This is a genomic window from Embleya sp. NPDC055664 (genome assembly GCF_053618075.1).
Genome location: NZ_JBSHGZ010000028.1, coordinates 26,590 through 49,500, shown reverse-complemented (window position 1 = coordinate 49,500; position 22,911 = coordinate 26,590). Strand labels below are relative to the sequence as shown.

The window sequence follows — 22,911 nt, the reverse complement described above, 5'->3', positions numbered from 1 at the left end:
GCGGGGGGTTTACCGCTCCCGCACCGAGCCGCCCTCCGACAACCGGGCCGCCACCACCGCGATGTCGTCCTCCACGGGCGGCACCACCAGCCGGTCCAGGAGCGTGTCCACCAGCGACTCCAACGGCGCGTCCGACGCCAGCCGCACCGAGGCCAGGCGGGCCAGCGACGCGTCGATGTCCTCGTCCCGACGCTCCACCAGGCCGTCGGTGTACAGGATCAGCACCCCACCGGCCACGTCCGGCCGGATGTACGACGCATAACCCCCGCACCCGGTGCCCAGCGGCGGACCGGTCGGCAGGCGCAACAACCGGCTCGCCCCGTCCGGCGCGATCAACAGCGGCGGCAGATGTCCGGCGTTGGCGAACGTGGAGATGCCCGCGTGCGGGTCGATCAGGACCAGCAGACACGTGGCCACCCGATCCAACTCCACCTCCTGGCTCATCCGATCGGCCTGGGCCAGGATCTCCTCCGGCGCCAAGCCGCCGGCCGCCAACACCCGCAGCAGCGCCCGATAGTGGCTCATGTCCACCGCCGCCTGCACGCCGTGCCCCATCACGTCGCCGACCGCGAGCAGCGTGCGCCCGTGCGGCAGCGCGATCGCGTCGAACCAGTCCCCGCCCACCTCCGCGCTGCGCCCGGCGGGCAGATACCGGGTGGCCAGTTCCACGTCCGGGTGCGGCACCTTGGGCCGGGACAACAACGCGCGCTGCAGGGCCAGCGCGACACCGTGCTCGCGCGAGTAGCGCCGCGCGTTGTCCACACACGTCGCCGCCCGGTACGCGAGGTCGCGGGCCATCTCCACGTCGTCCTCGGTGAACGGCGGCGAGGAGCCGGCCCGGATCAGGCTGAGGGAGCCGATGATCTCGCCGCGTGCGATCAACGGCACGATCAGCGCCGAGTGCAGGCCCGCCTCGCGGTACACCGCCACCCGCGACGCGTCCGGCGCGGTGGTCCGCAACCGGTCGTCGGGCGGCCGGTTGTCCACCACGGTGGCGCCGGTGCGCACCACGCGCGCCACGTCGGCGCCCGGCTGATAGTCGATGTGCTCGCCGGGCCGGCCCAGTACGGCGCCGAGCCGGCGCAGCTCAGGGATCGACGTCCACGCGGCCCGGCGCAGCCGCACGGTGTCCGGCGCCGGGCGCGAGCGACCGCTGTCCTGGTCCGGGTCGGCGGGCTCCAAAAGTTCCACACCCACCACGTCCGCGAGCACCGGCACCAGCAGCTCGGCCAGTTCGCGGCACGTGGTGTCGGTGTCCAGGGTGGTGCCGATCTCCAGCGCGGCCCGATCGAGCAGCGCGAGCCGCCGGTGCGCCTGATCCAGCGCCAGTTGGGTGCGCCGCGACCGGGTGGTCTCCATCAGGATCCCGACCACGCCGAACACCCCGCCCTCGTCGTCGAGGCGGTGATACGCGGCATGCCACCAGCGCTTTTGCGGCAGGCCGCGCACCGTGGTGATGCCGCTGATCGTGGTCTCGCGCGCGACCCCGTCGGCCAGTACCGCGCGCAGCAGGTCCTCGGGCACCTCCAGGCCGGGAAACCCCTCGGCGATGGAGCGCCCCACCTGCTCGCTCGCGGGCCGACCGTCGATCGCGGACATCGCCGGATTGACGTACACGTGCCGCAACCGCGGGTCCAGGATGCCGATCGGCGCCTTGGTCTCGGCCAGGACCCGGTGGAACAGCCGCAGCCGGGCGCGCACCGACAACCGCGAGTCGGCGCCGAGCAGTCCGCCCACGTCGAACTCGTCGTCCGCCGGGTCGACATCCCTGTGCAAGCCGCTCCCTCCTCGCCACCGCCACCGCCGCCGTCACCCGCGCTCAGCCCGCGGACACCCCCGACGGACCCGCGAGCGCGGCCGGGTCGAGAGGCGACAACCCGTACGCGCGCAGCGTGCCCGCGACGGCGGCGAAATCGGCGCCGGCCGCCACCGGCACCGCGGTACGCACCCGCGGATCGGCGGCCCGCGCGAACGCCCCCAGCACGTCCCGGGCCCCGGTCTCCACGAACAGCTCGATCCCCCGCTCCCGCAACGTGGTCACCGCGTTGCGATAGCGCACCGGGTGCCGCAACTGTCCGACCACGCCGTCGCGCAACTCCCGCTCGTCGGCGTAGTCGCGCCCCAGCAGCGGCGACAACACCGGATAGCGCGGAGGGTGGAACTCGACATCGGTACCGAGGCGACGCCACTCGGTCGCCGCCGACTCGCGCAACCGGTTGTGGAACAGGGTGCGCACGGTCAGCGGCTTCGAGGCCACCGCCCGCCGCTCGGCCAGCGCGGCGAACGTCGCCAACGACTCGTCCGGCCCGGAGACGACCGTGTGCTTCGCCGAGTTGTCACAGGCCAGATCGAGCCCCGGCAACTGCGCCGAACACAGCAGCTCCAGGGTGTGCCCCGGGGCCAGCCGCAGGGTGAGCAGCCCACCCGGATCACAGGTGTACAGCGTGCACGCCGCGGCCCGCGCCAGGTACAACCGCGCTCCGTCGCCCGCGGTGAACACCCCGGCCGCGGCCAGCGCCGCCATCTCGCCCAGGCTGTGCCCGAGCAGCACGTCGGGATGCACCCCGAAGTCGCCCTCCAACAACCGGAACGCGGCCAGTGCCCCCGCGTAGATGGCCAGATGCAGGGCCAGCTCGTGCCGATCCATCAACTCGTGCGCGTCCGGCGCGTGCGGATCGACGAGCAGGCGCGACGCCGGCAGGGTGGCCCGGTCGCCCACCGCGTCGTCGACCTCGTCCAGGGTGTCGCGGACGGCGGGGCGATCCTGGAGCCGGCGCAACGCGCCCGGCACATAGGAGCCAACACCGGGCATGACGATCGCGGTACGTGGCACGCTCACGGAGACTCTCCCTTGGCTCGGTGGTCTCTGGCACCAGGAGACGACTCGCGGGACTCGCGGCGACGGCTGCGCCGCGCGGCTCGCGGATCGCCCCCGCTCATGGCGGAAGCCCGGGCGCGCGGGTCGGGCGCGGTCCGGGTCGGGCGGGTGGGGACGGGGCCGTGGGCGGCGGGTCGGGAATGGAAGACGGCCCAGGGTTCCAGGAGAGTCGAGCCGGCCCATGCCCGCAACCGCGCCCCACGCCGCGACCACCCCCGGGCCGGGCCGCACACACGCCGGCCGACCGGGCCCGAGCCGGCCTCGGGCGGCCGGCGTCGGCCGTTCGGCCGTATGCCATCCGGGTGGACCCGACCGTGAGCCGGTCGCCGATTCGGGTGGAGAGCGCCGCCCGCCCGTCGCCCACGCGCACCCGGATCGTTGGGCCGAACGTGAACACCCCCAGCCGGGCACTCGCCGCCGGCCTCGTCGCCGCCGCCGAATCGTCGGGCCTGCGCGCGGAACGCGAGCCGGAGCCGGCGAGCGTGGATCCGGGAGCCGTGCGCGGCGAGGGCACCCCTATGCTGACCACGCCATGACCCGGGCATCCGGCCCGGCGGCGCACTTACGCTAGGGGTTCGGATGAGGGTCGGCGTCATCGGTTTGGGCGACATCGCGGAAAAGGCCTACCTGCCCGTCCTGTCGACGCTGCCGGACCTCGATCTGCGGCTGCACACCCGTACGCCCGAGACGCTGCGCCGGATCGCCGCCGCGTACCGCGTGCCCGCCGAGCACTGCCACGCCGACCTCGACGGGCTGCTCGCCGAGGGGCTGGACGCGGCCTTCGTCCACGCCGCCACCTCCGCGCACCCGGCGCTGGTGACCCGGTTGCTGGAGGCGGGCGTGCCCACGTTCGTCGACAAGCCGCTGGCGTACACCCTGGCCGACAGCGCACGCCTGCTGGAGTTGTCCCGCGAGCGCGGCGTCGGCCTGATGGTCGGCTTCAACCGTCGCCATGTGCCGGCCTACGCGGCGAGCCGGGACTTGCCGCGCGATCTGATCGTGGTGCGGCGCAACCGGGTCGACACCGCGCGCGAGGTGCGCACGGTCGTCTTCGACGACCTGATCCACGTGGTCGACACGCTGCGCTTTCTCGCGCCGGGCACGATCGAGCACGTCGACGTGCGGGCGCGGGTGGTGGACGGGCTGGCGCAACACTTCGTCCTGCACCTGTCCGGCGCGGGGTTCAGCGCGATCGGCACGCTCAACCTCCGCAGCGGATCGAACGAGGAGATCCTGGAGGTCTCCGGCCGGGACACGATGCGCGAGGTGTACAACCTGGCCGACGTCATCGACCACGACCGCGGCCTGCCGACGGCCCGGCGGCGCGGCGACTGGACGCCGATCGCCCGGCAACGCGGCATCGAGCAGCTCGTGCTGTCCTTCACGGAGGCGGTCCGCACCGGCGTCTTCCCCGACCTCGACGATGTGCTGCGCACCCACGAGATGTGCGAACTGGTGGTCACCGAGGTGGAGAAGCACAACGCCTGAGCCCGCCGTCCTCGCCCATCACCCCGTCGCGCTGTGATCCGCTCGGGCGATCGCCGCCCGCAACACGGCCGCCGTGTCCGTGTGGGAGCCGATCTCGGCCCAATGCAGCGGGGTGTGTCCGGTGCCGTGGTCCTCGCGCAGGCGGGGGTCCGCGCCGTGGGCGAGGAGTTCGCGGACGGTCTCGGTGTGCCCCCAACAGGCCGCCGCGCACAACGGGGTGCCCTCGGTGCCGTGTCCGCTCTCGGTATCGGGCGCGGCGCCGGCCCGGAGCAGGAGCGCCACCACGTCCGCGGCGCCGTGCACCGAGGCGGCGTACAGGGGTGTGGTGCCGTGCCGGTCGGCCCGTCCCGGATCGGCGCCCGCCCGCAACGCGGCGGCGGTTGCCGCGAGCCGGCCCAGTCCGGCGGCGGCCACCAGCAGTGTCGACAGTCGTTTGCGCTCGCGATTGTTCACGCCGGCGAGGGTAGCGGGGCAACCACTACCGAGGGCGACCATTTCCGGGTCGCCGGGGTCGGTGCTAGGCGCGGTGTCGGGCGGCGGCCCTGGTGCTCTCTTCCACCCACGCGACCTCGTAGTCGCGATCGAGGCGGTTCTGCTCGTGCTCGGAGAGGTGGTCCAGGGCGGGGCGCAGGTCGCGTTGTTCGTGCAGGAGGAGGCCGTCCATCGCGGACGCCGCGTCCTGCGCCTCGTCGTGGAAACCCGGGCCCTCCGGGCCGATTCGCGCGGCCGAGTCGAGGAACGCCTCGATCCGGCGACCCTGCGCGATCGCGGCGTCGATGTACCCGGCGCGTTGCTCGTCGGCGTTGCGGACCGCCGGGTACAACACCCGCTCCTTGGTCGCGAGGGTCGCCCGGATCGCGGCGTCGGCCTCGGCGAAGAGCGCGACGGTGCTCTGCGGGGTGGCCCGCCACCGGCGGATCAGCTCACGGAGGTTGCGGTTGTCCAGCACGGTTGTCTCCTCGCACGTCGACTCGGCCGCACCCGTCCGCCCCGGGCGGACCGGGCGGACCGGGCGGACCGGCGGGCATCACATCCGGGACAGGTGCCCTTTTCGGTCGGGATCATCCCTGGATCGGCCGGCCGCGGGGTCTCCCGGGCGCGGGTCCGTGGCCGGCGGGGGCGTTTCCGACCGGCTCGGCGAGCCGGCATGGTGTGGTGGGTGACTCAGCCAACGCGTAATCGCCGTGCTGCCCGGTCCCTCGTCGCCACCGTCGCCGTCGCCGCCGTGCTGGGGGTGGCCGGGTGCTCGTCGGACGACCCGGTGAAGTTCAAGGACGGCGACCACACCAAGCCGGTGGACGAGGCATCCGGCCGGGACTTTGCCGAGGCCCGGCTGGTTCCGGAACGTGCCCTGGACGAGCGGCAATTGGCCGCGTCGGCGGAGACCGTCCGCAAACGGGCGAGCGCGGGGCGGCTGCCGGTGAAGTCGGTGACCGTGCGGGACGGTGCGCTGGTGGTGCGGGTCGTGGTGAAGCCGTCCGGGGACGACACCCGGCAGCGACTCGCGGCGATCGTGCACACCGGACAGTTGAGCGTGCGCGCCGTGACGGACGTGACGCCGTACCCGACCGCGAGCGGCGGGCCGGGCGGTACGGCGGCGCCCTCGGGCGGGCCGGAGTGCGGCGATCCGGCGGTGCCGCGCGTGGACGATCCCGCCGCGCCGCTCGTGGCGTGCGACGACAAGGCGACGGAGAAGTTCACGTTGGCGCCCGCCGTGATCACCGGGACCGATGTGGCGAAGGCGGAGGCCAAGGCGTCGCTCCAGGGCTCGGGCGGTTGGGAGATACAGCTCGACTGGACGCAGAAGGGCCAGGCCGCCTTCACCACGCTCACCGCCGATGCGGCCGGGCGCGACGTGCCCGCCAATCGGGTCGCGATCGTGTGGGACGGTCGGGTGCTGGTCGCGCCGACGGTGCGATCCGCGATCCCGGGGGCCGCGGTGATCTCCGGCACCTACACCGAGGCGGATGCCCGGCAACTGGCCGGGACCATCGGCTCGGGCATGTTGCCGGCGGGGTTCAGGGTCGAGTCGTTCGAGCCGGGGCGCTGAGGGGTCCGGTTTCCCGGGCGAGTGGACGTGGCTGCTCCTCGCGCGCGGCCATGGCGTCGGCGATCCGGTCCCGCATCGGGTGGCGGTCCAGGGCGGTCAGTGCCTCGTCGATCAACCGGCTGAGGGGGTAAGGGAGTTCCGCCTCCAGAGCGCGGGCCGCGGCGGTGGTGGCGGTCCATTCGGCGTCCAGGACGGGCAGCAGGCGTTCGGCCTCGGGGGTGGCGGTGACGATGCGTTGGCGGGCGTCGGCGCCGGGGGAGAGGGTGACCAGACCGGCCTTGGCCATGTGCGCCACGGTCTGGCTCGCGGCCGAGTGGGTGACGCCGATTGCGGCGGCCAGGTCGCGGATCGAGGCGGGCCCGTGCGCGGTCAGGACCCGGACGACGGGCGTGTAGCGCGGGCGGAATCCGGCCAGGCCGAGGTCGGCGTAGGCCGCGCCGACACCCGCGTCGAGGACGTCGAGCAGGTGCCGCAGCCTGGTCCCGAGCAGTTCCGGGCCGGGGGTCGATCCGACGGGCGGCGTCGGGGGTGGCGGGGTCATGGCGGTAAATATAACAGCGCTGTTGTATTAGGGTCGGCCTCTACCCGCCTGCCTCTTCGACCGAGGGAACACCGTGACCGTTCGATATCCGCCGATCGAGCCCTACGAGCACGGGATGCTCGATGTCGGGGACGGCAACCGCGTCTACTGGGAGAGCTGCGGCGACCCCGCCGGGAAGCCCGCGCTCGTCGTGCACGGCGGTCCGGGGTCGGGCTGTTCGACGGGGGTACGGCAACTGTTCGACCCGAGTCGCTACCGCGTCGTGCTCTTCGACCAGCGCGGGTGCGGGCGCAGCACGCCGCACGCGAGCGATCCGGACACCGACATGCGGCACAACACCACCGAGCATCTGCTCGCCGACATCGAGCGGCTGCGCGAACACCTGGGCGTGGAACGCTGGTTGTTGTACGGCGGCTCGTGGGGGTCGACGCTGATCCTGGCGTACGCGCAGCGCCATCCCGAGCGGGTGTCCGAGATCGTCATCCCGGCCGTCACCACCACCCGTCGGGTCGAGATCGACTGGCTGTATCGCGGGGTCGGGCGTTTCCTGCCCGCCGAGTGGGAGCGTTTTCGGGACGTGGTGCCCGAGGCCGAGCGCGACGACCCGGTCGCGGCCTATGCCCGCCTTGTGGAGAACCCGGATCCGGCGGTGCGCGAGCACGCGGTGCGGCAGTGGTGCGCGTGGGAGGACGCGGTGGTCGGGGGCGAACCGAACGGCCGGCCCGGCGCGTACGGCGGCCGGCCGCCGGCGGCCCGCACGGCGCTGGTCCGGATCGCCGCGCACTACTTCTCGCACGGCGCGTGGTTGCCCGAAGGTGTCCTGATCCGCGAGGCCGGCCGCCTCGCCGGCATCCCGGGCGTACTGATTCACGGCCGCCTCGACCTGAGCAGCCCGCTCGACACCGCCTGGCACCTGTCCCGAGCCTGGCCGGATGCCACGCTGGAGGTCATCGACGACGCCGGCCACCTGGGCAGCGACACAATGCGCGCCACGATCCTGTCCGCCCTCGACCGCTTCGCCACGACCTGACCTCCGCGCGAGCCGGCCACCGCGAAAGGCGGTGGCGGGTCCGCGGTGGGATCGGCATGCTGGGCGAATGTTGATCAGGGAAGCGGGAAGCGACGACTGGGCGGCGATCTGGCCGTTCTTCCATGAGATCGTCGCGGCCGGGGAGACGTTCACCTATCCGCTCGATTTGGGGATGGACGAAGGCCGCGAGTGGTGGCTGCCGGCCCCGCCGTCGCGCGCGGTGGTCGCGGTGGACGAGGCCGGAGTGGTGCTCGGCACCGCGAAGATGAATCGCAACCACATGGGCAACGGGTCGCACATCGCGAGTGCGAGCTACATGGTCGACCCCGCACACTCGGGGCGGGGGGTCGGCCGGGCGTTGTGCGAGTACAGCATCGAGTGGGCCCGGGCGCAGGGCTACCGGGCGATGCAGTTCAACGCGGTCGTGGCGACGAACGAGCACGCGGTGCGGCTGTACCGCAGCCTCGGCTTCGAGGTGATCGGCAGCCTGCCGGAGGGGTTCGACCACCCGAAACACGGCTACGTCGGGCTGCACATCATGCACTTGGCGCTCTGACTTCGAGTCGGTCGATTCCGAAGGCGCCGCGCAGGTAGGTCAGGTTCAGGCCGTCCTGGTAGGCGCCGCCGCCCTCGTGGCCGTTGAACGTATGCACCTCCATGCGCTTGTCCGCCGCATAGTGGTGGTAGGCGGCGAACACCGTGGAGGGCGGGCACGTGGTGTCCATCAGCGCCACGCTGAACCGCGCCGGGGCGCTCGCGCGGGCGCCGTGGTTGACCGCGTCGAAGTAGTCGAGGGTGCGGAACACCCGGTCGCCGCGGTCCCGGTGTACGGCGAGGTAGCGGGCCAGTTCGCCGTAGGGACCCGTCGCGGCGATCTCCGCGCCGCGGCGGAAGTGGCACAGGAACGGTACGTCGGCCACCACCGCGGTCAGATCGGGCACCAGGCCGGCGACCGTGAGGGCCAGGCCGCCGCCCTGGCTCGCGCCGAGCGCGGCGATCCGGGTCGGATCGACGGCCGGATGGCTGCGGGCGACGGCGATCGCCCGGACCGCGTCGACGGTGACGCGGCGGTAGTAGTACCGATCCGGGTCGGTGACGCCCCGGGTCAAAAAGCCCGGGTGGGTGGAGCCGTCCCCCGCGGGCGCGTCGTCCCCGGTGGCGCCGGCGCGCCAACTGCCGCCCTGGCCGCGTACATCGATCACGAGATGGGCGAACCCGGCCACGGCGTACAGCAGTTGCTCGTGCGGCAGGCCCCGGCCGCCGCCGTATCCGGGGAACTCCACCACACACGGCAGGGGTTTGTCCCGATGCACGGGCAGTACCAGCCAACCGTGCACCCGTTGGCCGCCGTACCCCGCGAACGAGACGTCGTACACCTCGACTCCGGTCAGCGGACCGACCTCTGGCGTGAACGTCGGGTCGAGGGGGTGGACGTCGGCCTCGTCGAGCGTACGTGCCCAGAAGGCGTCGAAGTCGGCCGGTTCGCACCGTTCCGGGTGAAACTGCTGCAACTCCGGCAGTGACAGGTCGCTCAGGGGCATGGCGGGTTCCTCTCCGAGGGGCGGCTCTGATCGGCATTGTCGAGGCCGGCGGATCGTGGTGATCATGCGGGGCGGGGCGCCGACCGAACGGGTGCCCGATCCAAGGGTGTTCCCTGAGGAGTAGGGGGCCGTGGACGTAGGTTCCGGGCAGTACTTTTGTCGTCCCCACTGCGTCGCCGGGAGTAGTACCCCTAGGGGAGAGTCCTCCCCAAGCAGTAACAGCAGTACCTACACACGACTGATTCACCGGTGCTTCCGGACCTCTAGATTTGTCGAGTAGAAGACGACGACCGGTCGACAAAGAGGAACCAGGGGACTCATGAGTGCCGCAGGGAAGTCGGGGACCGTGGCCGCGTTCGTGCGCTTCGTCGTCTGCGGCGGTGGCACCGGACTCGCGTCGAGCGCCGCGCTCGTGGCCCTCACCGGGCACCTCTCCATAGCCGTCGCCAACGCCCTGGTGACCGTGGTCTTCACGCTCCTGGCGACCGAGTTGCACAGCCGGTTCACCTTCGGCGCGGGTCGGGCGCGGGGCCGACTGCACGTCCAGGCCGCGCTGTCCGCGCTGGTGTGCTACCTGTTCACCACCGGCGCGATGCTCGCGCTGCACGCGATGCAGTCTTCGCCCGGCGTGATCAAGGAGCAGGCGGTCTATCTGACGGCTTCCGGGATCGCCGGGATCGCTCGGTTCCTCTTCCTGCGCTTCGTTGTTCGGGTTCGGGCGCGGTCGAACGCGGCGGAGGTGGAGACGGGGATCGGGGCCGGAGCGGAGACGGCGACGGCGGTGGAGGTGCGGGTCGGCGGCGCGGCGGCGGAGGCCGGTGTGCCTGTGGGTACCGGTGCCGCCGCGGGCGAGTCCGCGACCGGGCTCGCCGCCGCGCCGGTGGCCGCGCCCGTGTTCGGGCCCCTGCAGTCGGTGTTCGTGCCTGCCCCCGCGTCCGCGTCGGCCTCCCGCTCCGCGTCGGATGTGGTGTCCGCTCTGCTGTCCGCTCCCGCCTTCGTGCCCACGGCGTCCGCGCCGGAGTCGGCCGGTTGGGGTTCGGGACGGGCGTTCGAGTCGCTTCTGATTCTTCCTGCGTGCGATGGCTGGGTCGCGCCCACGCGCGCGGCCATGGTCGCGACGGCGTAGGCGTCACACCTTCGACAGGAGTCCGTGGATGACCCGCGCCGCCGCCGAACACTACGAGCGAATCCTGGCCGCCAACTACACCTGGACGCTGGGTGGGGACCTGGCACCGATCGCCGCCGGGCAGGGCGAGTTGCTGACCGGACTGGGCGTCGCCCCGACGGCGACGTCCGCATTGGCCGTGGATCTGGGCTGTGGGCCCGGCAATCAGAGCCTGGCTCTGGCCGGTCTCGGCTTCCGTCGGGTCCTGGCGGTCGACACCAGCCGCATCCTGCTGGCCGAACTGGCCGAACACGCGGCCGATTTGCCCGCGATCGAGCCGGTGTACGGGGACATCCGCAAGGTGTTGCCCGAGTTGACCGCGCCCGGCGAGGTCGCGGCCGTGGTGTGCATGGGCGACACGCTCACCCACCTGTCGACGAAGGACGATGTGAGCGCGCTGCTCGCCGAGATCGCCCAGGCCCTCGCCGCCGGGGGTCGCCTCGTCGTCACGTACCGCGACCTGACCGAAACCCTGCATGGAATCGACCGGTTCATCCCGATACGGAGCACGGACGATCGGGTGTTCACCTGCTTTCTCGAATACCCGGACGACGACACGGTTCTGGTCCACGATCTGCTGCACGTCCACGACGGCACCGGCTGGACCCAGCACGTCGGCAGTTACCCGAAGTTGCGGATCGCCCCGACCTGGCTCGCCGAGCGCTGCCGGGACGTCGGGCTGACGGTCGAGCACAACCGCACGGGCGCGCGGGGCCTACAGGTCCTGGCGGCGCGCAAGGACTGACGCGGGGGCGGGGGCGGAGTCGGTGGGCGTGCGTCGGTGGGTGTTCTCGCAGGTCGGCGCGGGTGGAAATCGGATGCGGGGCGGCCTTCGGCCGTGATACTCCAGGCTCCCATGGGAGATCTCGAAACCGCACGACTCGTACTGCACCCGTTGACCGTCGCCGAGACGGAGCGGGTGGTGGCGGGTGAGCCGGCCGCCGACGACCGATGGGAGGTCGGCTATCCGACGGCCGGGGACGTGGCCGGGGGTGGCCGGTTTCTGCGAACCTGCGCGACCGTCGGGGATCCGGGGGCCTTCGGCAACTACGAGATCCGCCGTCGGGAGGACGGCATGGCGGTCGGTGGTATCGGCTTCCACGGCGCGCCGGACGGAAGCGGCACGGTCACGATCGGCTACGGCCTGATCGAGGCGGTCCGGGGGCGCGGCTATGCCACCGAGGCCCTGCGTGAACTGCTGCGCTTCGCCCGAGCCGCGGGCGTGACCCGGGTCATCGGGGACACCGCGCACGACAACGTCGCATCGCAGCGCGTGATGGCGGCGGTGGGGATGCGGCTGGTCAAGGAGGGGGCCGGGCTCAAGCACTACGCGATCGAGTGGTCGCCGGGCGCCGACGGGGCGGAGCCGGCGGCCGATGCCCCGGCGCGGGTCAGGCGCCCGTGACGGCGGTTCTCCGGTAGGCGTCGGGGGTCTGGCCGGTCCAGCGTTGGAAGGCGCGGCGCAGGGCGCGGGCGTCGGTGTAGCCCAGCCGCCCGGCTATCGACTGGACCGGTAGCTCCGTATCGCGCAGCAGCGTTGCGGCGTGCTCGTGCCGTACCGATTCGATCTCGTCCCGCCAGGTGGTCTCCAGCTCGCTCAGCCGGCGCTGGAGGGTGCGCGGGCTCATCGCCATCCGGTGGGCGACCATCTCCAGGCTGAGTTCCTCGCCGCCGAGGGAGCCGGCCAATACCGATCGGAACCTGCCGTGCCACCCGGCCGCCGGGCGGGCGTTTTCCAGCAGGTTGTCCGCGTATCGGCGCAGGATCAGCCCGAGTTCGTCGTCGCCGGGACCGGTCGGGCGGGGGCGTTCGGCGTCCATGTCGAGGAACGTCATCGAGTTCGTTCGGGCACCGAAGTCGATGGCGCGGGTGCCGAATGCCTCGATCAGATGCCGGTGGTTCTTCGGGGCCTCGTGCGCGAGGGCGACGTGTACGGGTACCACGCCCGGGCCCCGGGCGTCGCGCGCCCGCTTGAGCATGATCGCCATCGCGAATTCGTCGATCGCGGTGACCGCCGCCGGCGAGTAGTTGGCGATGCCGTAGGTGACGGTGAGGCGTCGATCGTCCTCGACCACGGTCATCTCGACCACCGGGTCGGACATCGTCGACACGTAGCGCGCGGCGTCGCGGCAGCCGTCGGCGAACGAGCCGGCGGAGGTGAACAGGTAGTCCCACACGTGCAGCCGACCCTGCGTGGCGCTCTCCGCGGCCCGGATGGCGACGTCGGGCGGGCCGGTGGCGACGGCCAGCTCCCAGGTCCGGACCACGCTGGCGGTGGGCACCCGCAACAACGGGTTCGCCAGCGTCTCCGGTTCGAAGCCCGGCAGATGCGCGAGTTCGCTCAGCGCCACCCCGGCCTCCAGGGCAGCGTCTCGCACCATGCGTGCCGCGTGCGAGGAAAGCGTGTACTCGATCACTGCCGGAGCATATCCGGACGGTCGGCCGCAATGGGGATTCGGGATCTGTCGTCCTCGGTCCCCATGTCGACGTGAAGTGTCCCCCGACGGCAGGGGGTGGGACCCACAGGTGCGAAAAGCGCGACCGCCGTCTCGAATTTCGGGACGGCGGTCGCGGTGAGGAGGGGGTGGGACGGGGACGGGGGCGGGGGCGGGGTGGGAGCGGGTCAGGCGCCGACGGTGCCGTCGATGCCCTCGCGGAGAAAGTCGGCGTGGCCGTTGTGGCGGGCGTACTCGTGCATCAGGTGCAGCATGACCAGGCGCAGCGACACGTCCTGGTCCCACCTGGCGTTGTGGCCGATGACGTCCAGGGACTCCGCCTCGGCCTCGATCCGCCGCGAGTGGGCCACCTCGGCTTCCCACGCGGCGAACGCCTCCGAGCGGGTCGACGCGCTCGCGTCGTAGGCCACCTGGAAGTCGCCTTCGTCGGACCACACGAGCGGGATGTCCTCCGCGTTGATCACCCGCCGGAACCAGGTGCGCTCCACCTCGGCCATGTGCCGGACCAGTCCGAGGAGGGAGAGCGTCGACGGCGGCATCGACTGCCGGCGTAGCTCCTCGTCGGAGAGTCCTTCGCACTTCATCGCGAGCGTGGCCCGGTGGAAGTCGAGGAAGGCCCGCATCATCTCGCGCTCGTTGCCGGTCACGGGTGGGGTGGGGCGCTGGTCGGTGGCCATGGGTGTGCTCTCTTTCGCTCCGCGTGGGCGATCGGGTGGACCTGCTTTCTAGCAGGCCGGCAGCTCGTACCCCTGACCGAAGTCGCGAAGGACGCGGGCGACGGCCCGGCGGGCGTAGGAGGTCGAGACCGTGAGGTCGCCGGCGGGGAGGGCGCGGAGGATCGCGGCGGCTTCGGGGCGGAAGCGTGGGCTGAGCATGCCCAGGGCGGCCGCGGCTCGGCGGGTGGCGACCGGGGGTGTGGCGGGGGCGGCCGGGATGCGGCGCAGGTGTTCGGCCGCTTCGTCGAGGAAGCGGGGGCTGAGGCTGCCGAGCAGGCGGGCTGCGCGGGTGCGGGTGTAGGGGGTGGTGTCGGGAGCGGCGAGGACGGCGCGGAGGGTGGCGGCGACGTCGGGGAGGGATTGGCGGCTCAGTGTGAACAACGGTCGTGCGACGGATACGCGATCGTGCGCGCCGGTATCCGTGGAGGTGAGCAGGAGTTCGAGGGCGAAGACCCCTTCGGCCACGAAACCCTGCCCGAGACGGGCGAGTTTCGCCGCCGCCTTGGCCCGTGCGGACGGGGGGAGATCGGGCGCGGCGAGGATGGCCCGGAGGTGGTCGGCGCCTTCGTGGACGTAGCCGCGGCCGAGCCGGCCGAGCGTGTGGGCGGCGAGGGTTCGGGCGAGGGGGGCGGTGGAGGGGTCGGTGAGGATGGCGCGGAGGGTCTGGGCCAGTTCCTGCGTGCGGGCAGTGCCGACGTCGAAGAGCGCCTGGGCTCCCTTGCATCGTTCGGTCGCCTCGATCGCGGGTGTGGTGACGATTTCCCAGAGCGCGTCGGAGGCTTCGTCGAGGTAGCCGGCACCTAGTCCGCCGAGGCTGTGCGCGGCGACCCGGCGGACAGTGGGCTCGGATGCGGGGTCTCGGAGGATGGCCCGCGTCAGCGAGATCGCCTCGGAGAGGCAGGCCGGCCCGATGCCGGCACAGACGTCGGCGACGGAGATACGAGACGCGGCAGACATGCCGGGGGTGGCCAGGAGGGCTCGACCGATACTCGTGGCCTCCCCGACGTAGCCCTGTCCTAGGGATTTGAGGAGTTGCGCCGCACGTGCCCGGTCGACCGGTCGTGTCGTCGGGCAAGCGGCGATTTCGCGCAAGGTGTCCGCCGCCACGGCGTGGTTGTCCGGGCCTCGATCGGACAGATCGTTGGCGGCCCACGCACGAGACTCCACGTCGGCGTCGGGAGCCGAAAGCAGATCCCGAAGCGCGGTCGTGGCTTCCGCCATGTACTGCGCCCTTCGATATCCCAGGATCTGCGCGGCCTTACGGCGATCCCCGGCGACCGTATCCGGCGCGTACAGCACGGCGCGGACGATGTCCCCCACCTCGGTGACGCCGCCCCCGACGTTATCCAGCGTTCGTGCCGTTTCGGCTCGATGCCGGATGGCGAAATCCGGATCGTCAAGCATCCTTCGGAGGCTGATGTCCAGGTCTTCGCGGCGGTCGGGCGCGAGCGGAATCAGCGTCAAAGCGATGTGGTTGCGGAGGGTGGTGGTGAGGTTCGGATCATCGAACAGGTGGGTGAGTGTGTCGACTGCCTCGGCTACGTGCATCGCGCCCAGGCTCGACAGGTACCGAGCTGCCTCCACCCGTGCCCAGACGTCGGCATCGGGCGCCGCCAGGACCTCACGCAACCCCCGAATCGCCCGGGGTACGAATCTGGGTCCGAGTCCGGCCAGACTTGCCGCTGCGCTTTGGCGTTGGTCCGATGTCGTATCGGCGGCGGCGAGCACTGTTTCGAGGAGCTCCGCCGCCTCCGCCACATGATCGGGGCCCAACTGCCCCAACGTGTGGGCGGCGTCGATACGCCGGACCGCGTTGGATGTCGGAACGGCGAGCACGGCGCGGATGACGTCGGCGGCCTCGGTGAGTCGACTCGGGTCCAATTGCGCCAGCGATTGCGCGATGGTGCAGCGAAGGGACGTGGTCGTAGTGGGTGCCGCGAGGAGTCGAAGAAGGGCGTCGATGCTCTCGTTCGAGTGGGCGGGAGCGAGTTTCGCCAGCGCCTTGGCAATCTCGATCGTGATGGAGTCGTCGGTGTCCCCTGCCGCGAGGCGGGCGCGCAGTAGTTGCACCGCCTCTGTGATGTGGCTGGGGCCGAGGCCGGCCAGAGCGAGAATGGCGTCCGTGTGCGTATGCGCCGTGGCATCGAGCATGGTCGGGAAGGCGCGGAGCAGGTCTGCGGCTTCCGCCGTGTACGCGGGTCCGAGTCCGGCCAGTCGCTTCGCGGCGATGATGCGCTGGAAGGGCGAACCGTCCGGAGCGTGCTGGATCGCACGCAACGCGTGCGCGGCTTTCGACGCGTGTGCCGGCTCGATCTCGGCCAGTGCGCGTGCCGCCTGAATACGGTCGTGGACGTCTGCGGTGGGGGCGGTGAGGGCTGTCAGCAGCGCGGTGACGGCCGCATCCTTGTGTTCCGGACCGAGCGTGGCGAGCCCTGTGGCGGCTTCGATCATCGAGTAGGGGGTTGCGTCATCCGAGCCGAGAGCGCTCCGCAATGCCTCGACGGCCTCGGCGACGTGTTCGGGGCCGCATCCGGCCAGGGCCTGCATGGCGGAGATGTGTGTATTCAGGTGGATGCGCTCGCGGCCGAGTACACCGCGCAGGATGTCGACGGCGAGGCCGGTGTCGTGAGTGGCCAGGGACTTGGCCAGCTCGATGTGGATGTCGTCCCGCCGGTAGCAACTGCCCAGGTAGTCCGACAACGTTCGACGGACCGCGGGCTCCCCGACCAACGCGGCGGCGTCCGAGGCCGCGCGCTGTAGTTGTTCACCCGAGGACCCGGACGTCAACGTCAACATCAGATTCGCCGCGAACGACTCGGTGTGCCTGCTCGCCGCCGGGACACCCCGGGCCAGGAGTTCGCCGGCGAGCGCCGCGAAGTCGCCGGTGCCGCGGCCCAGCCAGTCCAGGATCGCGTCGCCTGTGCCGTAGCGGTGGGCGTGGTGGGCCAGGATCGCGTGGGCGAACAGGTCGCCGTGGACGGCTCGGTGCACCACGTGGGTCCAGTCCGGGGCCGCCGGGTCGAAGTGGGGCGGCAGTCGGTCGGCTCGGACGTCGGCGGCCAGGTGTTCGGCGAAGCTGTAGTGGGTGAAGCGCAGGAAGTCGTGGTGGTGGGTGAAGACGCCGACCGTGCCGAGTACGGAGGCGACCAGCCTGGGCCATTCCGGGACGCCTCGGCGGGTGGCCCGACAGTCGTGTTCGTCGAGCCAGTCCAGGGCCAGGTCGAGGAGGGGGCGGGTGCCGGCCGTCGGGTCGGTGACCACCGTGACGGCCAGGTGTTCGACGAGTTCGGGGCGGTGGTCGAACAGGAATGCCACGCCGGCTCGGTGTACGGCGGGGCGCAGTGTCCAGCGCTGCAGCACGGTTTGTTGTTGCTCGTGCATCTCCTCCAGATGCGCGTCGGTCAGGAGGGTGAAGTAGTCGCAGTAGAGGGTGAATCGGTTGCTCGGCAGCGGTGTTGTCGGGTGCTTGCGGTAGACGAGCGCCGCCACCGTCGCCAGCAGTGGTACGCGGACCAGGTCGCGGACACCGGCGGCCTCGGTTTGCCGCAGGAAGCCGGCCGCCAGGGTCGGTCCGTCGGGGTGGTCGCGGAACCAGCGGTGGGCGAACTCGCGCAACTGCTCGCGGTCGAACGGCTCCAGCGTGTAGGTCCCGGTCGCCGCGTGTTGGAGCGGGGCCAGTTCGTCGTTGGGCAGCGGCCTGGTGGTGATCAGCAGTCGGAAACGGCCGTCTGGGTTGCGGACCCGGCCGGCCAACTCGGCGACCAGGCCGCGCCGTCGCTCCGGGTCGGTGATCTCGTCCAGGCCGTCGACGATCAGCAGGCACGTGGTGTTCTCGGGCAGGTGGTCGAGCAGGTCGTCCGGGAGGGCGTAGTCGAGGTGTGGCGCCAGTTCGGCGGAGAGGATCCGGACCAGGCGTGGGATCAGCGCGCTGCGCCCGGCGGCCAGGCGGCCGGCCGTGACGCGCAGGGGCAACAGTCGTTCACCGTCCGGGCCTTGGGCCTCGCCCGATTCGTAGGCCAGGGCCAGGGACGCGGCCAGTTGCAGGCTCAGGGTGGACTTGCCCTGGCCCGCGCCGCCGGTGATCAGGACGTGGCGGTGCAGTCCGAGCGTGTCCTCGGCGGCTCGGGCGGGGGCGATCGCGGGTCCGCTCGGGTCGGTCGATACGAAATGCCTTTGGTGGTGCTCCTCTTCGCGCGGGTTCCGGCGGGGGTCCCGCATGCGGTCGAAGGGTTGCCGGGTGGGTGCGGTCGGGGCGCTGCGGGCCTGTTGCCGGACGTAGACGGTGGCGAGTCCGTCGAGTGGCGCGTCGTAGAGGCGGTAGGTGAAGTTGCGCGCGGCGATGGTCTGCGCGTGCAGCAAGTCCCGCAGATGGGGCGGCAGTCGGGGCGCGGCGTCGGCGGCCGATGGGTGGCGGTTCCAACCCAGTACGATCCGGGCGCCCTGGTCCTCGTTGCGCTGTCGGGGCCGGGGGAAGCCCAGTTCGGGCAGGATCCGGTGCAGGTGGGCGTGCACCGTGGCCAGGTCGAGGGTCTTCGGGCCACCCGGGATGCCGTGTTCGAGGACGTCGATCAACTGCCCGGTGAAGGCCGTGTATTGCCCGCCCACCGGGGCGATCGCCTGCCGGGTCGCGGCGGCGGCGGCCAGGACGTAACTGCCCTCCACCCGGGACAGCTCCGTCAGCCGCGCGTCGTCCGGCCCCATCGCCCCCGCCAGGGCCCGGCCGGCGAAGCAGCAGTCCAGGAGTACCGCCTTGGCGGGGACCCGGCGGGCCGAGCGCAGCACGTCCCGGATTTCCTGGAACGGCAGTGCCGTGTAGGGACGTTCGGGGCGGCAGCGAGGAAGGGACAGCAGCAGGTCCTCGCTGTCCGGGGAGACCAGGCCGTGGCCCGCGTAGTACAGCAGGACCAGGTCGGTCGCGGCGGCCGTGGCGTCGGTGAGCGCGTCCAGGACCAGGTCGCGGTGGTCCGGCTGCTCGATCACGACACAGTTCTCGGCGGGCAGGCCCCACACTGCCGGGTCGGTCAGCAACTCCCGTAGTCGGGACAGATTTCGGGCCACGGCCGGCAGCGGGGTCAGGTGTTCGAAGGTGTGTGCGCCGACCAGGACCACCCGGGATCCCCGGGGGTCGTGCGGTGCGGTGCTCATGTCCGAACGGGCCCGGGACGGCGGGTCGTGGCTCGGCACGTGCATCCATCCCCCTCGTCCGGCCGGGTGGTTCAGCCTAATGGGTGGACTCGACGGGTGGGGCGCAATGGTGGGGCCGGGCGCGCGCGGACCTGCGGGCGGTCGGAGCGGGGTGGAATCGGCGGTAGCCTGCCGAGCGCATTGTCGAGGTTCGACGTGGAGGTTTGCGCAGTGGGCAAGGCGGCGGCGGAGCAGGGGACAGCGGTGGAGGCGGAAACCGGTGCGGCGGAGCGGGCCCGGGTGGCGCTGCTCGACGCGGTGGCCCGGATGGCCGGCCAGGTGGGCAAGGAGGCGGTGAGCGTCAAGGAGCTGGAACAGCTCGCGCGCACCTACGCGATCGTGGTGGGACCGGGTTCGGGAGCGGGAGCGGTGTCGCCCGCCGAGGCCGCGGGCGGTGCGGACGCGGAGATGGCGGAGACCCTGCAGATCGTGCCGGTGGCGCAGCGCGGTGAGGACGGGCGGGAACTGTCGTAGCACACGGTGTCGGCGGGGCGGTCGGCTCGACCGGCGGCTCCGCCGGACCACTCGGGCGGGTCAGTGGGTTGTCGCGGGTGGGTGACGGTTTTGTCGCCCGGGTGGGTGAGACCTCGGGCGTGTGGGGTTGCGCCTGTCGCGGATCCGTCCCGAGTGCGCTGCGGGTCGGTCACAGGCCGGGGCGGGGGCGTGACATCGTTTCGACGCTTTTCGTTGACTCAACCGAACGTTTGCAGCAGTAAACGGGCTCTCGCCCCCGTTCGTGTTGGAGGCCGTCGTGTGTGGTTCCCAGGTGCCCGGACCCCGCCCACTCGAAGCGCCCACCTGGCCCGAACGCTACGCGGAGCCACACCCGGACGCGCCCTGCGCGATGTGCGAAAAGGACTTCACCGCGCCCGACATCGGCTGGGGCCTGCTGCTCAAGCGAGGTGTCTACGGCAATGCCTACCTGTGGCGTTCGGGGCGGGTACGCGGGTACATCGTCGTGGTGTGGACCGGCGGCCACGTCGCGCGCCTGACCGACCTGACCGCACGTCAGCTCGCCGGGTTCATGACCGAGGTGACTGCGGCGGGGCGGGCGATCGAGGCGCACTATCGACCGATGCCCGGGCTGAACGTGTCCCTCCTCGAGAACGACATCCCACACCTGCACGCACATCTGATTCCCCGCCACCCCACCGCCCCGAGCCCCGGCCGCCCACCCGCCTTCGCCCATCTCGACCGGGGTCGGCAGAACGAGGCCCACATCCAGGCGGACGCGGCGGCGTTGCGAGCCCTGCTGGCCTACACGGGGGCGACGGAGGCGGTGGTGGGGGACCCGCTCCCGTCGTCGGGCGGGGGCGGTTCGCGGGACGTGGGTGCGGTGGGGGAGGAGGGCTCGGAGGAGGTCGGTTTGTGAGGCGATCGCCGGGGTGGGCGCGCGGGTTCGTCGCCGGCCGCGCCGGCCTCGCGGTTGTCCGTCGGGGGAGTGGCGGGGGTGGGATAACCCGTTGGTGGTCCCTGTCCCGGCTGGGATGATCGGTGGATGTCCGCAGCTTCCTCCGCGTCCGCGCCGCCGCCGTCCACGACGTCCGGGACACCCACGACATCCGGGACGCCCGAGACGCCCGTGCCGACGGAGCGGGTGGTGCGGTGCCTGGTCGACGCGGTGTTGGGTCGGGACGCGGGGCGGGTCGTGCGGCCGATCGACGAGGGTGGGGAGCACTCCTCGTGGTGGGTCGGGGCGGATCACGTTCTGCGGTTGGCCCGGGACGCCGATACGTCCGCCCGGCAGCGTCGCGAGATCGCGCTGCGCGACCTGCTGCGTCCCGTGGTCGGCGTCGCGCTGCCCGCGAGCGTGGCCGCCGGCGAGTGGGCGGACGGGCTCGCCTATTCCCTCGACACCCGCATCCCCGGCACCTCCGCCGAACTGCGTCGGGTCTCGCGGCGGGGCGAGGTCGCCCTGGCGCGGATGTTGGCCGGCCTGGCCCGGGTCACCGAGGCGGACGCGGTCGGCGTCGGCCTGCCCGTGGTCGCGCCCCGGTCGATGGCCGAGCTGCGCGAACCGGCCGAGGCGGCGGCGCAACGGCTCAGCGCCGACGGCGAGTTCGACGGGGCGCGGCTGCGCGGTCCGAGCGCGGAACCCGTGTCGCGAGTCGTGGTGCACGGCGATCTCAAGGGCGAGCACCTGATGGTCGGCAGCGGCGGTCGGGTGCGCGGGGTGCTGGACTGGACGGACGCGGTGGTCGGCGATCCCGCCGAGGACATCGCCGGCCTGGCCATCGCGGTGGGCGCCGCGGCCGCCGTCCGGGTGGCCGCGGGAGCCGGATACGCCCCCTGGTCGTGGGCCAGGGGGCTCGCCCTCGCCCGCCACGACACGCTGATCCGCCTCGCGGACCGCCTGTACGGCACGGACGACAGCCCCATCCCCCTGCTGCGCGCGCAACGGGACCGCGCCTGGCAACCCACCGCCCTCGACCGCATCCCCGAGCCGCCGAGCCCGGACGCGGGCCGGGCGGCGGACCGGTGGCCATGGCCGGCGGTCGCCCATCGGCCCCGCCGCTGACGTCCGTGGAGCGCCGGGTCGGGCACGCGGCTCGGCGGCTCGGATCCACCCGTCGTCGAGGCGGATCGACCAGGTGTCGCCCACCCCTCGGTTCAGCACCACCAGGGCCGCGACGTCCGCGATGACCGACGGCGTGTCGCCGGCCGCAGCGGGGAGTCCGGGACGGCGTGCCGGGTGTAGGTCGACGACTCGTCGAAGGAGTCGAAGGTGTGCAGCGGTGCGTGAACGCCGCCGAACCAGGCCGGGCGGTTCTCCTCGACCCAGCGGGTTGCGGCGTCGATGCGGTCGACATACGCCGAGACGAACTCGGAAGCCGGACCACGGCTGAACTGCACGGGCAGGCCCTCCGCGTCGACAGCCCACCAGTCCCATGTGAAGCCGGGCCGAGGGTGTCGCAGGATCGTCGTCATCCCGTCACCGTATGCCGGGCCACACGGCAGGCGGGTGCGGTCGCGCCCGGCGGTCGACGTCGGGTCGGGAGTGTGTGGGACGGCGGGCAGCGGGCCGGCCGTTGCCGGGGGCGGCGCTAATCTCGACCGGTGCACGCATCGCGCCCGGGCGTCGATCGTGCGCCGCGTACCGCCTGCCGCGCCGTGCGTCCGATGCCCACTTCGGGTGCGGACAGCGGATATTCGACCATGGGAGTTGCCGACGTGAACCCCTCCGCACCTGAGCCGGTCGATCCGGTCGAGTCTGTCGAGCAGGTCGGGCCCGCCGCCGAGGCATCCTCCACCGGCGGCTATCGGCGATCCGTCGGGTCGCCGCGGGGGGAGGCTCGGCGGCGGGAGTTGCTCGATCGGGTCACCGCGGATCTGGCGGCCAATGGGCTCGTGGACTTTTCGCTGCGTCGGGCCGCGCGCGCGGCCGATACCACCCACAAGGTGCTGCTCTATCACTTCGACGGGGCGGACGACCTGCTTCGGCAGGCCATCCTGCAACTGCGCGATCGGCGGATCGATCGTTCCGTCGCCGCCGGGCGGCCCGGTTCCGAGCGGTTGCCACTGGCCGAGTGGGTGCGGGTGGTGTGGCCGATTCTGGTCGGTGACGAGGCGCGGGTGCTCGACCAGGCGATCGGGCTGGCGATGTACGACCCCGACCGCTACGCCGAACTCGGCCGGGGGGCGTCCCGGCAGTATCTGCCCACGCTGCTGGCCATCTGTCCCGAACACTGGTCCGAGCAGCGCAAGTTCGAGGTCGCCGAGATGATCCTCGCGGTGCTTCGGGGGTTTTTGGTGGATGCGCGGACCAGTGGCGACACGGCGGGGGTCGCCGCCGGATTCGAGGCGCTGATGCGGGCGCTGGAGCGGGAGGAGGCCGCCGAGGAGTGACGGCACGCCGGCGTCT

22 protein-coding genes are annotated in these 22,911 nt (G+C 72.2%); 12 read left to right on the top strand and 10 right to left on the bottom strand.

Annotated elements, in window-relative coordinates:
• Positions 1–9: 9 nt before the first annotated feature.
• On the bottom strand, positions 10–1,776 hold the full coding sequence (locus ACWGR4_RS33970) for a SpoIIE family protein phosphatase (RefSeq protein ID WP_452131833.1): 1,767 nt from the start codon (positions 1,774–1,776) through the stop codon (positions 10–12).
• 43 nt (positions 1,777–1,819) lie between these two features.
• Positions 1,820–2,839 (bottom strand): ACP S-malonyltransferase, encoded by a 1,020-nt coding sequence (locus ACWGR4_RS33965; RefSeq protein ID WP_452131832.1) that lies wholly within the window; start codon positions 2,837–2,839, stop codon positions 1,820–1,822.
• A gap of 428 nt (positions 2,840–3,267) precedes the next feature.
• On the opposite strand from ACWGR4_RS33965, the gene ACWGR4_RS33960 reads away from it, so the two are divergent.
• Both ACWGR4_RS33960 and ACWGR4_RS33955 read left to right on the top strand, forming a co-directional pair.
• On the top strand, positions 3,268–3,414 hold the full coding sequence (locus ACWGR4_RS33960; protein ID WP_452131831.1) for a hypothetical protein: 147 nt from the start codon (positions 3,268–3,270) through the stop codon (positions 3,412–3,414).
• Positions 3,415–3,457: 43 nt separating this feature from the next.
• Positions 3,458–4,366, top strand: coding sequence for a Gfo/Idh/MocA family protein (locus ACWGR4_RS33955; RefSeq protein ID WP_452131830.1), 909 nt, complete (start codon positions 3,458–3,460; stop codon positions 4,364–4,366).
• Between the two features lie 18 nt (positions 4,367–4,384).
• Here ACWGR4_RS33955 and ACWGR4_RS33950 read toward each other — a convergent pair whose 3' ends face one another.
• Together ACWGR4_RS33950 and ACWGR4_RS33945 are read right to left on the bottom strand one after the other, a co-directional pair.
• Positions 4,385–4,819, bottom strand: coding sequence for an ankyrin repeat domain-containing protein (locus tag ACWGR4_RS33950; protein WP_452131829.1), 435 nt, complete (start codon positions 4,817–4,819; stop codon positions 4,385–4,387).
• A 64-nt stretch (positions 4,820–4,883) separates the two neighbouring features.
• Positions 4,884–5,315: a hypothetical protein gene (locus tag ACWGR4_RS33945; RefSeq protein ID WP_452131828.1), complete on the bottom strand. Its 432-nt coding sequence runs from the start codon at positions 5,313–5,315 to the stop codon at positions 4,884–4,886.
• Between the two features lie 210 nt (positions 5,316–5,525).
• Between ACWGR4_RS33945 and ACWGR4_RS33940 the strand changes: the two genes are divergently transcribed.
• Positions 5,526–6,416 carry a SecDF P1 head subdomain-containing protein gene (locus ACWGR4_RS33940; protein WP_452131827.1) on the top strand — a complete coding sequence of 297 codons (891 nt, stop codon included), beginning with the start codon at positions 5,526–5,528 and terminating at the stop codon, positions 6,414–6,416.
• On the opposite strand, the gene ACWGR4_RS33935 is transcribed toward ACWGR4_RS33940, so the two are convergent.
• A complete protein-coding gene (locus ACWGR4_RS33935; protein ID WP_452131826.1) occupies positions 6,385–6,957 on the bottom strand; it encodes a MarR family winged helix-turn-helix transcriptional regulator in 573 nt (190 codons plus the stop codon). The two genes, ACWGR4_RS33940 and ACWGR4_RS33935, sit on opposite strands and share 32 nt — an antisense overlap.
• A 73-nt stretch (positions 6,958–7,030) precedes the next feature.
• Between ACWGR4_RS33935 and pip the strand changes: the two genes are divergently transcribed.
• Positions 7,031–7,987, top strand: a complete 957-nt coding sequence (gene pip / locus ACWGR4_RS33930; protein ID WP_452131825.1) for a prolyl aminopeptidase — start codon at positions 7,031–7,033, stop codon at positions 7,985–7,987.
• A 67-nt stretch (positions 7,988–8,054) separates the two neighbouring features.
• Positions 8,055–8,543 carry an N-acetyltransferase family protein gene (locus ACWGR4_RS33925; RefSeq protein WP_452131824.1) on the top strand — a complete coding sequence of 163 codons (489 nt, stop codon included), beginning with the start codon at positions 8,055–8,057 and terminating at the stop codon, positions 8,541–8,543.
• Here the strand turns inward: ACWGR4_RS33925 and ACWGR4_RS33920 are convergent.
• Positions 8,524–9,528 (bottom strand): acetylxylan esterase, encoded by a 1,005-nt coding sequence (locus ACWGR4_RS33920; protein ID WP_452131823.1) that lies wholly within the window; start codon positions 9,526–9,528, stop codon positions 8,524–8,526. The two genes, ACWGR4_RS33925 and ACWGR4_RS33920, sit on opposite strands and share 20 nt — an antisense overlap.
• A 319-nt stretch (positions 9,529–9,847) precedes the next feature.
• Between ACWGR4_RS33920 and ACWGR4_RS33915 the strand changes: the two genes are divergently transcribed.
• The 3 genes from ACWGR4_RS33915 (at position 9,848) to ACWGR4_RS33905 (ending at position 12,098) form a co-directional block, all read left to right on the top strand.
• Positions 9,848–10,654, top strand: a complete 807-nt coding sequence (locus ACWGR4_RS33915) for a hypothetical protein (protein ID WP_452131822.1) — start codon at positions 9,848–9,850, stop codon at positions 10,652–10,654.
• A 28-nt stretch (positions 10,655–10,682) separates the two neighbouring features.
• Positions 10,683–11,438, top strand: coding sequence for a class I SAM-dependent methyltransferase (locus ACWGR4_RS33910; protein WP_452131821.1), 756 nt, complete (start codon positions 10,683–10,685; stop codon positions 11,436–11,438).
• A gap of 111 nt (positions 11,439–11,549) precedes the next feature.
• Positions 11,550–12,098, top strand: coding sequence for a GNAT family N-acetyltransferase (locus ACWGR4_RS33905; RefSeq protein WP_452131820.1), 549 nt, complete (start codon positions 11,550–11,552; stop codon positions 12,096–12,098).
• Here ACWGR4_RS33905 and ACWGR4_RS33900 read toward each other — a convergent pair.
• The 3 genes from ACWGR4_RS33900 to ACWGR4_RS33890 all read right to left on the bottom strand — a co-directional run bounded on the left by ACWGR4_RS33900 (position 12,085) and on the right by ACWGR4_RS33890 (position 19,010).
• Positions 12,085–13,110, bottom strand: coding sequence for a helix-turn-helix domain-containing protein (locus ACWGR4_RS33900; RefSeq protein WP_452131819.1), 1,026 nt, complete (start codon positions 13,108–13,110; stop codon positions 12,085–12,087). The two genes, ACWGR4_RS33905 and ACWGR4_RS33900, sit on opposite strands and share 14 nt — an antisense overlap.
• Before the next feature lie 206 nt (positions 13,111–13,316).
• Positions 13,317–13,826, bottom strand: a complete 510-nt coding sequence (locus ACWGR4_RS33895; protein ID WP_452131818.1) for a DinB family protein — start codon at positions 13,824–13,826, stop codon at positions 13,317–13,319.
• Positions 13,827–13,874: 48 nt separating this feature from the next.
• Complete coding sequence (locus ACWGR4_RS33890; protein WP_452131817.1) at positions 13,875–19,010, bottom strand: caspase, EACC1-associated type; 5,136 nt, start codon at positions 19,008–19,010, stop codon at positions 13,875–13,877.
• Positions 19,011–19,205: 195 nt separating this feature from the next.
• Between ACWGR4_RS33890 and ACWGR4_RS33885 the strand changes: the two genes are divergently transcribed.
• The 3 genes from ACWGR4_RS33885 to ACWGR4_RS33875 all read left to right on the top strand — a co-directional run bounded on the left by ACWGR4_RS33885 (position 19,206) and on the right by ACWGR4_RS33875 (position 21,567).
• Positions 19,206–19,523 (top strand): hypothetical protein, encoded by a 318-nt coding sequence (locus ACWGR4_RS33885; RefSeq protein WP_452131816.1) that lies wholly within the window; start codon positions 19,206–19,208, stop codon positions 19,521–19,523.
• A gap of 292 nt (positions 19,524–19,815) precedes the next feature.
• Entirely contained in the window at positions 19,816–20,421 is a 606-nt protein-coding gene (locus ACWGR4_RS33880; RefSeq protein WP_452131815.1) for an HIT family protein, read from the top strand.
• Positions 20,422–20,547: 126 nt separating this feature from the next.
• Positions 20,548–21,567, top strand: coding sequence for an aminoglycoside phosphotransferase family protein (locus ACWGR4_RS33875; RefSeq protein WP_452131814.1), 1,020 nt, complete (start codon positions 20,548–20,550; stop codon positions 21,565–21,567).
• 92 nt (positions 21,568–21,659) lie between these two features.
• Here the strand turns inward: ACWGR4_RS33875 and ACWGR4_RS33870 are convergent, their stop codons facing one another.
• Positions 21,660–21,977 (bottom strand): hypothetical protein, encoded by a 318-nt coding sequence (locus tag ACWGR4_RS33870; RefSeq protein ID WP_452131813.1) that lies wholly within the window; start codon positions 21,975–21,977, stop codon positions 21,660–21,662.
• A gap of 243 nt (positions 21,978–22,220) precedes the next feature.
• Between ACWGR4_RS33870 and ACWGR4_RS33865 the strand changes: the two genes are divergently transcribed.
• On the top strand, positions 22,221–22,895 hold the full coding sequence (locus ACWGR4_RS33865; protein WP_380003927.1) for a TetR/AcrR family transcriptional regulator: 675 nt from the start codon (positions 22,221–22,223) through the stop codon (positions 22,893–22,895).
• Positions 22,896–22,911 lie beyond the last annotated feature (16 nt).

Bases quoted from the DNA above. Each gene is read 5' to 3' on its own strand.
- ACWGR4_RS33915 (WP_452131822.1), top strand. From the start codon at position 9,848: ATGAGTGCCGCAGGGAAGTCGGGGACCGTGGCCGCGTTCGTGCGCTTC.
- ACWGR4_RS33925 (WP_452131824.1), top strand. From the start codon at position 8,055: ATGTTGATCAGGGAAGCGGGAAGCGACGACTGGGCGGCGATCTGGCCG.
- ACWGR4_RS33895 (WP_452131818.1), bottom strand. From the start codon at position 13,826: ATGGCCACCGACCAGCGCCCCACCCCACCCGTGACCGGCAACGAGCGC.
- ACWGR4_RS33890 (WP_452131817.1), bottom strand. From the start codon at position 19,010: ATGAGCACCGCACCGCACGACCCCCGGGGATCCCGGGTGGTCCTGGTC.
- ACWGR4_RS33870 (WP_452131813.1), bottom strand. From the start codon at position 21,977: ATGACGACGATCCTGCGACACCCTCGGCCCGGCTTCACATGGGACTGG.
- ACWGR4_RS33935 (WP_452131826.1), bottom strand. From the start codon at position 6,957: ATGACCCCGCCACCCCCGACGCCGCCCGTCGGATCGACCCCCGGCCCG.
- ACWGR4_RS33920 (WP_452131823.1), bottom strand. From the start codon at position 9,528: ATGCCCCTGAGCGACCTGTCACTGCCGGAGTTGCAGCAGTTTCACCCG.
- ACWGR4_RS33905 (WP_452131820.1), top strand. From the start codon at position 11,550: ATGGGAGATCTCGAAACCGCACGACTCGTACTGCACCCGTTGACCGTC.
- ACWGR4_RS33955 (WP_452131830.1), top strand. From the start codon at position 3,458: ATGAGGGTCGGCGTCATCGGTTTGGGCGACATCGCGGAAAAGGCCTAC.
- ACWGR4_RS33910 (WP_452131821.1), top strand. From the start codon at position 10,683: ATGACCCGCGCCGCCGCCGAACACTACGAGCGAATCCTGGCCGCCAAC.
- ACWGR4_RS33875 (WP_452131814.1), top strand. From the start codon at position 20,548: ATGTCCGCAGCTTCCTCCGCGTCCGCGCCGCCGCCGTCCACGACGTCC.